Raw genomic sequence first — 12838 nt, 5'->3', positions numbered from 1 at the left:
TCAAAGCCGGTCTCAGGGTGCCAGGCACCAAAAATATGCAATATGCGCCATCAAAAATGCCCGTTCATCTTGCCATGAATCGCCGGCGGGAAATATCGGCAAATAGCCGCACTCGGCCGCTGCCTTGGATCCGTTGGCGCCACTCCGCCTGTGGCCGCCCGGAGCGCTCGGCCCTGAGAATGGAGGCCGTGGCGTCGGTCGGTGCCGGCCCGGCATCGAAGGCCACGGACGCCGACAAGGCTGTCGCGGCCGACCATTGCGACCTCCAACGGCTGACCTTCGGAAAGGCTGACCACGGTTGAAACGACCCGCTGTGGAGCAGTAGACCCTGCGGCCGAGGCGCGCCGCCTTGGCCCCCCCCGGCCGGTTCGACGGTCTCAACTTACAGCCGGGGACTGGAACTCTGCTGCGAGCAGAGCCTGTAACAGGCGATTAGGCGGGCTGCGCCCGCACTTACAATCCTGCCGAAGGCGGGAGCTTGAACGGTCTCGCATCAGCTATGCCGCGGCGTGGCGGATATTGGCCCCGAGCTTGCTCAAGGGTTGTGGAACTCGCCTATACACTGTGGAGGGCAGACAGACTCGCCGATTTGCGACGGAATTGCGAATAGTGCGCTGATTCGCAAGGCAAAACTGCTCGGGAATGCCTTGATGCGCTGTTGGGGTGCCGGGCCAGGCGTGTCCTGTCGGGCGGGGCTTGTCGTTTTGTGTCTCTTGCAGCGCGTCCGAAACGGCGGAGGAGCCGTCATGGTTCGTATTCTGGTTGTCGATGACGACCTTCTTACCCGCCTTGCGATACGCGCCTGGCTCAAGCAGTGCGGTTTCAGGGTCGCGATCGCGGACGGCGGGCCCAACGGCCTCGCGGCGCTCGATAGCGCAACGTTCGACCTGATGATCGTCGATATTTTCATGCCGAACATACGCGGTTTCGAGTCGATCAGGATATTTCACGAGCGCGCCCCGACGGTACCGTTGATCGCAATTTCCGGTTACGCGTTCTCCGGCCCGGAAACGGACAATGTTGCTTGCCTAAAAATGGCTCTCAGCCTCGGTGCGACCAGGTGCCTGCACAAACCCTTCCGGCCGGCGACGTTGCTCAGCGTGATCGACGAATGTCTGTCGGAAGCCGAGCCGCACCGAAGATACGCCGCAACCCTTGCCGCCGTCACAACCGCGCCGTCGGAACAGCAAGGCGGAACGGCATCAGATATTTCGAAAGAGAGGATCGCTACGGGCTGAGCTGCCAGCAAGACGTAACAACTTTGCGTCGAACCAGAAAAGGGCGGCGGTTGCACACGTATTGCGACTGAGGAGCGCAGATATCTTGCTTCGGGGGGCTGAAATGACACGGGTACTCGTTGTGGATGACGATCCAATGGTCTGCATGGCCATTGAAATCTATCTGGAGCGTCACGGTTTCGAAGTGACGATAGCCAATGGCGGCGAAGCCGGGCTTCGCGCTCTCGAAGACGCCAGCTTCGACCTGATGATCGTCGATATCTTCATGCCGCATATGCGCGGTTTCGAATCGATCCGGATATTCCACGAGCGCGCGCCGGCGATTCCGCTGGTCGCGATGTCGGGATACGCTTTTGCAAATCTTGAATCGCCGGCGCCGGACTTTCTGCGAATGGCGCTCGAACTCGGTGCGGCGCGCTGCCTGCGCAAGCCGTTTACGCCGGCGGCGTTGCTGACAGTGATTGACGAATGCCTCTCCGAAGCGCGAGCGCGCTATGCGGGCGCCGCCGAGTCAAGATAGCGCTTTCGGATGCGGCAATTTCAGGTCGCGATCGCGATGATGTCTACGCTGCCATTGCCGGGTCGATTGGACCCCGTCGGGGATGCTGGTTCGCCTCATATCCGAGAACCATCGCAGAACTGATCGAGAGGGCGCAGCTTGGACGCAAAGCCGACATTGCTGTCGTGATCGAACCAGCTGCAGCATTGGTAGGAGTCTGTTTACCAGAAATGATAATGCCGCGGCTTTCCCGGTCTACGCCGGCCAAGCGGCTCCTCGTCCATGAAATCATCAGCCGGATTCCGTGGCTAACCGCCGGCGGATTTTCAAGGCGCCAGCCAACGGCGTTTTGCCGGTGCAATCGCGCTGTCTGCGCAGCATTTTACGACAATTTATTTGGGTTATCCGTATTTACACGGACAGTGAAATTAACGTGGTCGTGAAATCAGAAAGGCTATGCCTAACAGACGACCGTTACATCGATAGTTGAAGGGCGCGCTCTGATGGATGATCTTTTGCGGGAATTCCTGACAGAGACCAGCGAGAGCCTGGATACGGTCGACAATCAGTTGGTGCGGTTCGAGCAGGACCCGAACAACGCGAAGATTCTGGATAACATCTTTCGCCTGGTGCACACGATCAAGGGCACCTGCGGCTTCCTCGGCCTGCCGAGGCTGGAAGCGCTGGCCCATGCCGGCGAGACCCTGATGGGCAAATTCCGCGACGGCATGCCGGTCACCGCCGGCGCCGTCACGCTGATCCTGTCCTCGATCGATCGCATCAAGGAAATCCTCGCAGGTCTCGAAGCCACCGAGAACGAGCCGGAAGGCAGCGACGAGGACCTGATCGAGAAGCTGCATCTGTTGGCGGAAGGCGGGGCGCACGATGCGCCGGCGGAAGCCGTTGCCGAACCCGCCCCCGTGATCGCCTCACCCCCGGTTCAGCCCCAAGCTCCCAAGGAGGCGCAAGTGGCTCACGGCACGCTGGTGGATCAGGTGCTGGAACGGCCGCTGCGTCCCGGCGAAGTCTCGCTCGACGAACTCGAGCGCGCCTTCCGCGAGACCGAAATCGAAGTCGCACCCGCGCCCGCAGCCGCTCCCAAGGCAGTAGCGCCGGCGCCGGAAGTTGCCAAGGAATCCAAGGTTGAAGCCAAAGCGGAGCCCAAGGCAAAACCGGTCCGCAAGGCGGCCGCCGCTTCCGATGTTGCCGACGTCCAGGAAGCCGACAAGATCGCCAACCAGTCGATCCGCGTCAACGTGGACACGCTGGAACACCTGATGACCATGGTCTCCGAGCTGGTGCTGACCCGCAACCAGCTGTTGGAGATCTCCCGCCGCAACGAGGACACCGAGTTCAAGGTGCCGCTGCAGCGCCTCTCCAACGTCACCGCCGAACTGCAGGAAGGCGTCATGAAGACGCGGATGCAGCCGATCGGCAATGCCTGGCAGAAGCTGCCAAGGATCGTCCGCGACCTCTCCGGCGAACTCGGCAAGCAGATTGAACTGGAGATGCACGGCGCCGACACCGAACTCGACCGCCAGGTGCTCGACCTGATCAAGGACCCGCTCACCCATATGGTGCGCAACTCCGCCGATCATGGCCTGGAGACCCCGGCCGAGCGGGCCGCCTCCGGCAAGCCCGAGCAGGGCACCATCCGATTGTCGGCCTATCACGAGGGCGGCCACATCATCATCTGCATCGCCGACAATGGCCGCGGGCTGAACACCGAGCGGATCAAGGCCAAGGCACTGCAGAACGGGCTCGTCTCCGAGGCTGAACTGGAGAAGATGACCGAAGCCCAGATCCACAAGTTCATCTTCGCGCCGGGCTTCTCCACCGCCGCCACCGTCACCTCGGTCTCCGGCCGCGGCGTCGGCATGGACGTGGTGCGCACCAATATCGACCAGATCGGCGGCACCATCGACATCAAGTCGGTGGCCGGCGAGGGCTCAAGCGTCACCATCAAGATCCCGCTGACGCTCGCCATCGTCTCGGCCCTGATCGTGGAAGCCGGCGGTGACCGCTTTGCTATACCCCAATTGTCGGTTGTCGAGCTGGTCCGCGCCCGCGCCAACTCCGAACACCGCATCGAGCGCATCAAGGACACCGCGGTGCTGCGGCTGCGCAACAAGCTGCTGCCGCTGATGCACCTGAAGAAGCTCCTCAAGATCGACGACGGCTCCTCCTCCGACCCCGAGAACGGCTTTATCGTGGTCACGCAAGTGGGCAGCCAGACGTTCGGCATCGTGGTCGACGGCGTGTTCCACACCGAAGAGATCGTGGTCAAGCCGATGTCCACCAAGCTGCGTCACATCGACATGTTCTCCGGCAACACCATCCTGGGCGATGGCGCCGTGATCATGATCATCGACCCCAACGGCTTTGCCAAAGCGCTCGGCGCCGCCGGCTCCTCCGCCCAGGGGATGGCGGACGAGAACGCGGCGGCCCATGCCAACACCGGCGAACAGCTGACCTCGCTGCTGGTGTTCCGCGCCGGCTCGACCCAGCCCAAGGCGGTGCCGCTCGGCCTCGTCACCCGGCTGGAGGAGATCGCCACCGACAAGATCGAACTCTCCAACGGCCGCTACATGGTGCAGTACCGCGAGCAGCTGATGCCGCTGGTGCAGATGAACGGGGTCAACGTCCAGACCTCGGGCGCCCAGCCGATCCTGGTGTTCGCCGACGACGGCCGCTCGATGGGGCTGGTGGTCGACGAGATCATCGACATCGTCGAGGAGCGGCTGCACATCGAGGTCGCCGGTTCCAGTGAGGGCATTCTGGGGTCGGCCGTGATCAAGGGCCAGGCCACCGAAGTGATCGACGTCGGCCACTTCCTGCCGATGGCGTTTGCCGACTGGTTCTCCCGCAAGGAGATGCGCCCCTCGGTATCCGCGCAATCGGTGCTCTTGGTCGACGACTCAGCCTTCTTCCGCAACATGCTGGCGCCGGTGCTCAAAGCCGCCGGCTACCGGGTGCGGGTCGCCCCCAATGCGCAGGAAGGCCTCACCGCGCTGCGCTCGGGCCAAATCTTCGACGTGGTGCTGACCGACATCGAGATGCCCGACATGAACGGGTTCGAGTTTGCCGAGACGATCCGGGCCGACCAGCACTTAAGCGCGATGCCGATCATCGCGCTGTCCTCGATGGTCTCTCCGGCGGCGATCGAGCGCGGCCGGCAGGCCGGCTTCCACGATTACGTCGCCAAGTTCGACCGTCCCGGCCTGATCGCGGCGCTGAAGGAACAGACCGCCGGCGAGACCCGGCGCGCGGCATGAGGCTAAAGGCAAGCGGCATAGGTAAAGGCAAGACATCATGACAACCAAGACCGACACCATCGAGGGCACCGTGGTCGAATACGTCACCGCCGTGATCGGCGGGCAGTTGTTCGGCCTGCCGATCTCCCGCGTCCAGGACGTGTTCATGCCGGAGCGGCTGACCCGCGTTCCCCTGTCCTCGGCCGAGATCGCCGGCGTGCTCAACCTGCGCGGCCGCATCGTCACGGTCGTCGACATGCGAGCCCGGCTCGGGCTGCCCCGGAACGATGACGGCAAGCCGCCGATGGCGGTTGGCGTCGACCTGCGCGGCGAATCTTACGGCCTGCTGATCGACCAGATCGGCGAGGTGCTCCGGCTGCCCGACGACAGCCGCGAGGAAAACCCCGTCAACCTCGATCCCCGCATGGCCAAGCTCGCCGGCGGCGTCCACCGCCTCGACGGCCAGCTCATGGTCGTCCTCGATGTCGATCGCGTCCTCGAAATCGCCCCTACCACACTCGCAGCATAGAACGATCGGCATAAGGAGGTCGAAAAATGAAAACATGTCTTGTCGTCGACGATTCCGGTGTCGTGCGTAAAATCGCGCGCCGCATCCTGGAAGAGATGGGCTTTGAAATCACCGAGGCTGAGGACGGCGAGAAGGCGCTCGAGGTCTGCAAACTCGCGATGCCGAATGCCGTCCTGCTCGACTGGAACATGCCCGTGATGGACGGTTATGAATTCCTCGGCCATCTGCGCCGATTGCCCGGCGGCGATGTGCCCAAGGTGGTGTTCTGCACCACCGAAAACGGCATCGACCATATCTCGCGTGCGCTGGATGCCGGCGCCAACGAATACATCATGAAGCCGTTCGACAAGGATATCGTCGCCGCGAAGTTCCAGGAAGTCGGCTTGGTCGAGCTTTCAGAACCGACTCCGGTTTAAATCTTATCCGCTTGCCCTTGAGAGGCCACCCGTGACCCCGCCAGACTATGAGTATCTGCGTAAGCTCCTGAAGGACCATTCCGGTCTCGACCTGTCCGCAGACAAGCAGTACCTGATCGAAAGCCGCCTGCTCCCGCTGTCGCGTAAATGCGGCCTCGCCGGCATCAGCGAACTCGTGCAGAAAATGAAGGGCGGCGCGTCGACGATTGTCGCCCAGGTGGTCGAAGCCATGACCACCAACGAGACCTTCTTTTTCCGCGACAAGGTGCCGTTCGATCATTTCCGCGATTCGATCGTGCCCGAGGTGCTGAAGGCACGTGCGGCCCGCAAGAGCATCCGGATCTGGTGCGCCGCCGGTTCGACCGGTCAGGAGCCGTATTCGCTGGCCATGTCGCTGAAGGAAATGAGCGCAGCACTTGCCGGATGGCGGATCGAAATCATCGCGACCGATCTTTCCCAGGAAGTGCTCGAGAAATCCAAGGCCGGCATCTACAGCCAGTTCGAGGTCCAGCGCGGCCTGCCGATCCAGATGCTGGTCAAATATTTCAAGCAGAACGGCGAGCTCTGGCAGATCAATGCCGACATCCGCGCCATGGTGCAGCACCGGCAACTCAATCTGCTGCACGATTTCTCGCAGCTCGGGATGTTCGACGTCATCTTCTGCCGCAACGTTCTGATCTATTTCGACCAGGACACCAAGATCAACATCTTCGGCCGTCTTGCCAAGTCGATGGAAGCGGACGGCTTCCTGGTGCTGGGAGCGGCGGAGACGGTGGTAGGCTTGACCGATGTCTTCAAGCCATTTCCGGACAAGCGTGGGCTCTATCGGCCGAACGCAGCGCGTGCGGCAACGGCAGCGATGCCGAAAATCGCGGCAATGGCGGGGCGTTGAGGAATGGCGGAAGAGAGCAAGGCAGCCGAGCGCGTCACGTTCAGCCGGGGTTACGACGTCTGCATCATGGCGATTGACGGAACCTGGCGCCGGGATTGCCAACTCAACTCGATCTCCGATACCGACGCCACGTTGACCGTGGAGGGCTCCATTCAAGGCCTCAACCTCAAGGAGTTCTTTCTGCTGCTGTCGTCGACCGGGCTCGCCTATCGCCGCTGCGAACTGGTGCGCGTCAACGGCACGGACATGGATATTCATTTCCTGAGGGGCAAGCACGCCAAGAAGCGACCGGGCGCGACGTCGAAGTCCGATGAGATGATGTCCTGAGCGTCTAGCTTTCGCACCGAACCGCCGGTCAGGCGGTGAAATCGCCCATTGCCGAAAAGCCGGGGCAACGTCCGGGCCAGGATGGCGGCAAACGGCGAGGACCCGCCGGCACAGGCTGGCCGGTTCGATGTCCCCAATTTTCAGATGGCCGTATTGGGCGGGCTGCTGCCGCACGGCGCCGCCATTCGCTTACGCGCTGAGAACCGAAAGCGCCGGCGGACTCCAGGCATGATCGCTGGCGCCCTGCTCCGGTGTATTGGAGGGTGTCATGGGGTCTAGCAGCGAGTGGAGGGCGATGGCAAGATTGGCGTCACAGGCCTTCAACGCCACGGTCGCCCTGACATAGGGCGGCGTCACATCATCCAGCACAACGAAATAGGTGGAGATGTCTTGGCTGCCGGACGCGGTTTCGCGGGCGATCTCCTGTTCGATCAGCCTCAGGCACGCCTGGACATGCTCGATCAGGGATATGACATCCGATACCACCGAGCGGTACGCGTTATTTCGGTCGTCAGGTTCGATCGCGATGCCGCCGCCTCGGGGGTTCTGCATAGCTGCACTCCTCAGGCTACTTTTTAGGGGCGCGTTGCTACTTGTGCGTTAAGCCAACGTCCCGTACAAATACGGGGGCGTTTTGATGCGGTATGGAGTTGAGTACCGATATCGAGTGCGCGTCACGTTTCACCATGCATGGAAGATGAAACATGGCTGAGAAAGCCCACTCCCGCGGGGAGATCTTTGTAGTCGATGACGACCCCGCCGTTCGCGACACGCTTTCCATGGTGCTGTCGGCGGGCGGTTATCAGGTCATCTGTTTTGCCGACGGCGCCGCATTGCTGGCCGTTGCAAGAACCCGGACGCCGTCCTGCATCCTGCTCGACGTGCATATCCCCGGCAAATCGGGCCTCGACATCCTGAAGGAACTGCACGGCGAGGACTATCCTGCGCCGATCTTCATGATCTCCGGGCAAGGCGACATCTCGATGGCCGTCAACGCCATCAAGAGCGGCGCGCTGGACTTCATTGAAAAGCCGTTCCGTGGCAGCGAGATCGTCGCACGGCTCGACGAGGCGATCGAGGCCTATGCGCGCCGGCAGGCGGAAAACAACTCCGCGTCCCGGATCGCGACGCTGCATTTTCCCGGACGCGAACCGCTCACCCGCCGCGAACGCGAGGTGCTCGAACAGTTCACCGCCGGCGCGTCCAACAAGGAAGCGGGCAGACACCTTGGGATCAGCCCGCGGACCATCGAGGATCACCGCGCCAACATCATGAAGAAGCTCGGGGCACGCAACGCCGCCGACCTGGTCCGAATCGTGATGACCACTTCGCGTCAGGCGTGAGTGGACGGCGACGGCGCAGCTTTCGCGAGAATGCGCGGCAGCTGTAGGCCGCTAGAGCGTTTTCCAGCGAAGTGGACACCGGTTCGCGTCAAGAAAACGCGTCAAATCTAGAATCTAGAACCCCGTTCCGATTTAATCGGAACGGAAAAGGCTCTAGTCGCCGAGGGCCTTGCGGATCATGATGGCCATATCCGATTTGCGATAGGGCTTGGCCAGCAGCAGCACACCCTCGTCGAGCCGGCCGTGGTGGATGATCGCGTTTTCGGTATAGCCTGACGTGAACAGCACTTTCAGCCCGGGTTTGATCTTCAGCATCTCGTTGGCGAGCTGGCGCCCGTTGAGGCCGGGCATGATCACGTCGGTGAACAGCAGGTCGAACGGGTGGCCGGCGTTGACGATCGCGAGTGCCTCCGTCGCGTTTGCCGCATCCAGCGTGACGTAGCCGAGCGAATGCAGTTGCGTCAGCACGTAATTGCGCACCAGCGCATCGTCTTCGACCACCAGGATCGTCTCATTGCCGCCCTCGACCGTCGGCCCGTGGCTCGGCCCGGCCGCAAGCGACGTGCCTGAGGCCGGCGGCAGGTACATCTTGATCGTCGTGCCGTGGCCTTCCTCGCTGTAGATCATGATGTGGCCGGCGGATTGCTTGACGAAGCCGTAGACCATGCTGAGCCCGAGGCCGGTTCCCTTGCCCGGCCCCTTCGAGGTGAAGAACGGATTGAACACCTTGTCGAGGATACCAGCCGGAATGCCGGTTCCGGTATCGCTGACCGCGATCATCGCGTAGCGGCCCGGCCGGACGTCATTGTGCGTCCTGGCGTAATGCTCATCGAGTACGACCATGCCGGTTTCGATGATCAGCTTGCCTCCGTCAGGCATCGCATCGCGGGCGTTGAGGGCGAGATTGAGGATGGCGGTGGCCAGTTGATTGGGATCGACGATCGCCGGGCAGGATTCGTCTTCAAATACCGATTCGATCTCGACATGCTCGCCGAGCGTACGCTGCAGCAGTTTGGCGGTGTCGATGATCAGCGTATTGACGTCGGTTTCCTGAGGCTCGAGCGGCTGCTTGCGGGCGAACGCCAATAGATGCTGGGTGAGGTCGGCGCCGCGCGACGCGGCTTCGTCAATCATCCGCGTGATGGCCGCGAGTTGCGGCTCGTCCTTGACGGCGTCGGCCAGGATTTCGATCGTCCCGGTGATGACGGTCAGGATATTGTTGAAATCATGCGCGATGCCGCCGGTGAGCTGGCCGACGGCTTCCATCTTCTCGGACTGCCGGATGCGGTCCTCGGTGGCGATCTTGTCGGTGAGGTCGCGTATGAAACCGTTGAACACGAAGCCGTTGCGACGCTTCAGCGCGGTGACGCTCAGTTCGACCTTGATCTCCTTGCCGTCGCGGCGCATCGCGTCGATCTCGAGACGGCGGCCGAGGATCACCCCATCACCGGTGCGCAGGAACCGTTCCAGGCCGGCCGCGTGCGCGTCGCGATGGACGTATGGAATGATCAGTTCGCTGAGTTTGGCTCCGACCGCTTCATCCCGTGTCCAGCCGAAGATATTCTCGGCTTGCGAATTCCAGTCCGCGATCGTGCCCTGATCATCCATCTGGACAAAGGCATCGAGCGCCGTGTTGATGATCCCGCGGGCCAGCTGTGCGCTTTCACGCAAGGTTTCCTGCGCCCGGCGGGTCTCGGTCATGTCGCGGCCGACAAAGAAGAACCGTTTCACCGGTTCGGACCAGACCCCGAGCCAGGACAGCCACACTTCGCGTCCGCTCTTGTGGAAGCAACGCGTGTCCGCAATCGTCGGGCGTTGCCCGCGCCGCAGGGCGCGCATTTCCTGGCGCGAGTTCTCGAGATGATCGGGATGGATGAAGTCTTCTCCACTGCGGCCGATCATCTCGCCGGGCGAATAGCCCAGGATGACGGCGCAACTCGGGCTGATCTGGACCACGGATCCCGCTGAATCCATCACCATGATCAGGTCCTGCGAAGTCTCGAAGACGCGGCGAAGCTCCTCGGCCTGCTGGCGCAGCGCCAGCCGGGTCCTGTTGCTGTCGGTAATGTCGCGGGCAACCTTCGATATGCCGATGGTCGCGCCCGAGGGCGCCTTGATCGGCGAAATGCTGAGCGAAACCTCGATCGGCGTGCCGTCCTTGCGAAGACGCGTGGTTTCGTTGTGCTCGATGCTTTCGCCCCAGCCGATCCGGCGCAGGATGTCCTGCGCCTCGGCCAGCCGGCCGGCGGGCATCAGGATCGCGATGTTCTTGCCTGCCGCTTCCGCCGCACTGTATCCGTACAGACGTTCCGCAGCCGAGTTCCAGCCGGTGATCGTGCCGTCGAGCGACGTCGTGATGATCGCGTCGTTGGATGATTCGACCGCCGCGCTGAACAGGCGTTCGCGCTCGGCGTGATGGTCGCGCGCCGCGATGGTGCGGCGATGCTCCTGAACCTCCTGCTGCAGTGCTGAGGTCTTCTCGTTGACCTCCTCGATCACTTCAGCGAATGCGCGCGCCAGCACGCCGGTCTCGCCGCGAGCGTCAACCGGAATGGCGATTTTCCCGTTCCGGGCGGCGCCCTGCACGGCGGCGGTCAGGCGAATGATCGGCCGGGTCAGCGACCTCGCGATCAGCAGGGCCAGCACTGCCGCGCACAGCACGGCGATCGTTCCGACCAGAAGGGAGGTATTTCTGATGCTGGCGGCCGGCGCCATGATCACGGCGTTGGGGGTGGTTTCGATCACGCCAACCCATTCGGTACCAGCCAGAAGGGCAGGGGCAAGAGCTATTCCGCCCGAGCGGGCAGCATGATCCGGGACGATATCGGCGATGCCCTGGGATGCCCCCGCCTGCGACGCCAGTTGCGGAAAGTCGGCCTTCCAGTCGTTGGGCGTACCGAGCAGCGTGCCGAACTCGCGTGAACGATCGGGATGAATGAGATAGTCGCCGTGCCGGTTGACGACGAAAATCGTCTCGCCCGGCAACACCGACGACCGCACGCGGTCGAATGCCCGCCGCATATCGACGTTGATCATGAAGATGCCGAACAGCTTGCCGTCATCGGCGAAGACCGGCGTCGCGATCCGAATTGTCGGCCTGTGCCTCTCCTCGATCAGTCCGTCGCGGCGCCCAAGATCGAGCGGCGAAACGTAGATTTGTCCGGGCCCGAGCGCGAGCGTTTCCGTGAAATAGGTTCGGTTGCTTCGCTTCTGCAGTCCCTCTTCGGGAACGATCCGAACCGTGTCGTTTGCTCCCATACGGTCGACGCGGACAACCTCACGGCCGTCGTCATCAAAGCTGAAGATCCGCAACATCGCATAGGTGGGCTTGGCTTCGAGCTCCGCCGCAAAGCGGGTCGCTATCCGATCGCGCCACGTCTTTTCGGAGACGCCATCCACCGGATCGATGCCGCCCGCCCTTCGGGCGCGGACCAATCCATGCAACGCCGCCGCCGAACGAAAGCTCGCGACATCTCCGGTCGCGCTGGCTGTGTGATATTCGAGGTCGGTCGCCACCTGCCGCGAATGCGTCTCGATGCGGTCGCGGGCCCGCAGCAGCAGCGCCTGTTCCAGGTTGCGATAACTCAGCCAGCCGACCGCGGAAACCGCGAGCGCGACCAACGCAATCATGGCGATGGCAAGCCTGGTTGTGAGCGTCATTTTTGGATTCGTTCGCCCTCCCGTTCATCCCCGGCAAGTGGCTGGGCGAACCCGGCAATGCTATTTCGCATTACGGGCAGGAAGCAACTCCGCCGGGGGCATGGGATGAACTTGACGACAGGCGTTTGGCGGCCTCCAGGCAGCTCGCGACCGTCGCCAGCAGGGCCGCCGGTTTGAACGGTTTCTGCAGACTGGAGACGGCGCCAAGCTTGGTCGCCATGGTCAGGAAGTCGGGGGCGGCGCCTTCTTCCGAAGATATCGGCCGTCCCGAGATCACGACGATCGGGATCAGTGGTCGCAGCTGGTGAGCCAGCCGCATGGTCTCGAACCCGTCCATTCCCGGCATGAAGATGTCGAGAAACAGCAGATCGAAATCTTCCTTTTCGAACAGCGCAAGCCCCTTACGGCCGTCACCGGCGGTGACCACGCTATGGCCTGCGCGCTCGAGCAATAGGCGGACCGTGGCCTGAACCGCGGTATCGTCGTCTACAATCAATACTCTTGCCAAAAGAAGGTTCTCCGGGCGCCCGCTGGAATCAGGTCAACGGCAGGTTGCGATTTTCGCTGAAACCTTGTTCTCCTGCAACGGTTTCCCCGCTGCAGATGTTCCTGCCAAAAACCGCATATCAGCCTGTTGTCGGGTAGACAGCGCGCAATTGCCGCCGCAACGGAACCGATTC

The 12838-nt window shown here is 62.4% G+C and carries 11 protein-coding genes; 8 read left to right on the top strand and 3 right to left on the bottom strand.

Translation table 11 applies throughout. The features are described 5' to 3' along the window. Nucleotides 1–509 precede the first annotated feature (509 nt). The 7 genes from JQ567_RS38790 (at nt 510) to JQ567_RS00295 (ending at nt 7155) form a co-directional block, all read left to right on the top strand. Nucleotides 510–1238: a response regulator gene (locus JQ567_RS38790; RefSeq protein WP_312017325.1), complete on the top strand. Its 729-nt coding sequence runs from the start codon at nt 510–512 to the stop codon at nt 1236–1238. Nucleotides 1239–1341: 103 nt separating this feature from the next. Then, entirely contained in the window at nt 1342–1758 is a 417-nt protein-coding gene (locus JQ567_RS00320; RefSeq protein WP_212436964.1) for a response regulator, read from the top strand. A 482-nt stretch (nt 1759–2240) separates the two neighbouring features. Continuing rightward, the gene (locus JQ567_RS00315) at nt 2241–5012 is read left to right on the top strand and encodes a hybrid sensor histidine kinase/response regulator (RefSeq protein WP_212436963.1); all 2772 of its coding nucleotides are present in this window, start codon (nt 2241–2243) and stop codon (nt 5010–5012) included. A 37-nt stretch (nt 5013–5049) separates the two neighbouring features. Beyond that, the gene (locus JQ567_RS00310; protein ID WP_212436962.1) at nt 5050–5520 is read left to right on the top strand and encodes a chemotaxis protein CheW; all 471 of its coding nucleotides are present in this window, start codon (nt 5050–5052) and stop codon (nt 5518–5520) included. Nucleotides 5521–5546: 26 nt separating this feature from the next. Further along, nucleotides 5547–5936 (top strand): PleD family two-component system response regulator, encoded by a 390-nt coding sequence (locus JQ567_RS00305; RefSeq protein ID WP_212436961.1) that lies wholly within the window; start codon nt 5547–5549, stop codon nt 5934–5936. A 31-nt stretch (nt 5937–5967) separates the two neighbouring features. After that, the gene (locus JQ567_RS00300) at nt 5968–6828 is read left to right on the top strand and encodes a protein-glutamate O-methyltransferase CheR (RefSeq protein WP_212436960.1); all 861 of its coding nucleotides are present in this window, start codon (nt 5968–5970) and stop codon (nt 6826–6828) included. A gap of 3 nt (nt 6829–6831) precedes the next feature. Then, a complete protein-coding gene (locus tag JQ567_RS00295; RefSeq protein WP_212436959.1) occupies nt 6832–7155 on the top strand; it encodes a PilZ domain-containing protein in 324 nt (107 codons plus the stop codon). A gap of 189 nt (nt 7156–7344) precedes the next feature. Here the strand turns inward: JQ567_RS00295 and JQ567_RS00290 are convergent, their stop codons facing one another. Continuing rightward, a complete protein-coding gene (locus JQ567_RS00290; RefSeq protein WP_212436958.1) occupies nt 7345–7707 on the bottom strand; it encodes a hypothetical protein in 363 nt (120 codons plus the stop codon). A gap of 152 nt (nt 7708–7859) precedes the next feature. On the opposite strand from JQ567_RS00290, the gene JQ567_RS00285 reads away from it, so the two are divergent. Beyond that, on the top strand, nt 7860–8498 hold the full coding sequence (locus tag JQ567_RS00285) for a response regulator transcription factor (RefSeq protein WP_212001077.1): 639 nt from the start codon (nt 7860–7862) through the stop codon (nt 8496–8498). Between the two features lie 153 nt (nt 8499–8651). On the opposite strand, the gene JQ567_RS00280 is transcribed toward JQ567_RS00285, so the two are convergent. Together JQ567_RS00280 and JQ567_RS00275 are read right to left on the bottom strand one after the other, a co-directional pair. Beyond that, complete coding sequence (locus tag JQ567_RS00280) at nt 8652–12158, bottom strand: PAS domain S-box protein (protein WP_212436957.1); 3507 nt, start codon at nt 12156–12158, stop codon at nt 8652–8654. 70 nt (nt 12159–12228) lie between these two features. Beyond that, on the bottom strand, nt 12229–12666 hold the full coding sequence (locus JQ567_RS00275) for a response regulator (protein ID WP_212436956.1): 438 nt from the start codon (nt 12664–12666) through the stop codon (nt 12229–12231). Nucleotides 12667–12838 lie beyond the last annotated feature (172 nt).

Source organism: Bradyrhizobium sp. AUGA SZCCT0431, assembly GCF_018131065.1.
Taxonomy (GTDB): domain Bacteria; phylum Pseudomonadota; class Alphaproteobacteria; order Rhizobiales; family Xanthobacteraceae; genus Bradyrhizobium.
This window is presented reverse-complemented; position numbering and strand designations above follow the sequence as displayed.

Coding starts and splice junctions, on each gene's coding strand:
- JQ567_RS00320 (WP_212436964.1), top strand. CDS start 1,342: ATGACACGGGTACTCGTTGTGGATGACGATCCAATGGTCTGCATGGCC.
- JQ567_RS00285 (WP_212001077.1), top strand. CDS start 7,860: ATGGCTGAGAAAGCCCACTCCCGCGGGGAGATCTTTGTAGTCGATGAC.
- JQ567_RS00310 (WP_212436962.1), top strand. CDS start 5,050: ATGACAACCAAGACCGACACCATCGAGGGCACCGTGGTCGAATACGTC.
- JQ567_RS00295 (WP_212436959.1), top strand. CDS start 6,832: ATGGCGGAAGAGAGCAAGGCAGCCGAGCGCGTCACGTTCAGCCGGGGT.
- JQ567_RS00290 (WP_212436958.1), bottom strand. CDS start 7,707: ATGCAGAACCCCCGAGGCGGCGGCATCGCGATCGAACCTGACGACCGA.
- JQ567_RS00315 (WP_212436963.1), top strand. CDS start 2,241: ATGGATGATCTTTTGCGGGAATTCCTGACAGAGACCAGCGAGAGCCTG.
- JQ567_RS00305 (WP_212436961.1), top strand. CDS start 5,547: ATGAAAACATGTCTTGTCGTCGACGATTCCGGTGTCGTGCGTAAAATC.
- JQ567_RS00280 (WP_212436957.1), bottom strand. CDS start 12,158: ATGACGCTCACAACCAGGCTTGCCATCGCCATGATTGCGTTGGTCGCG.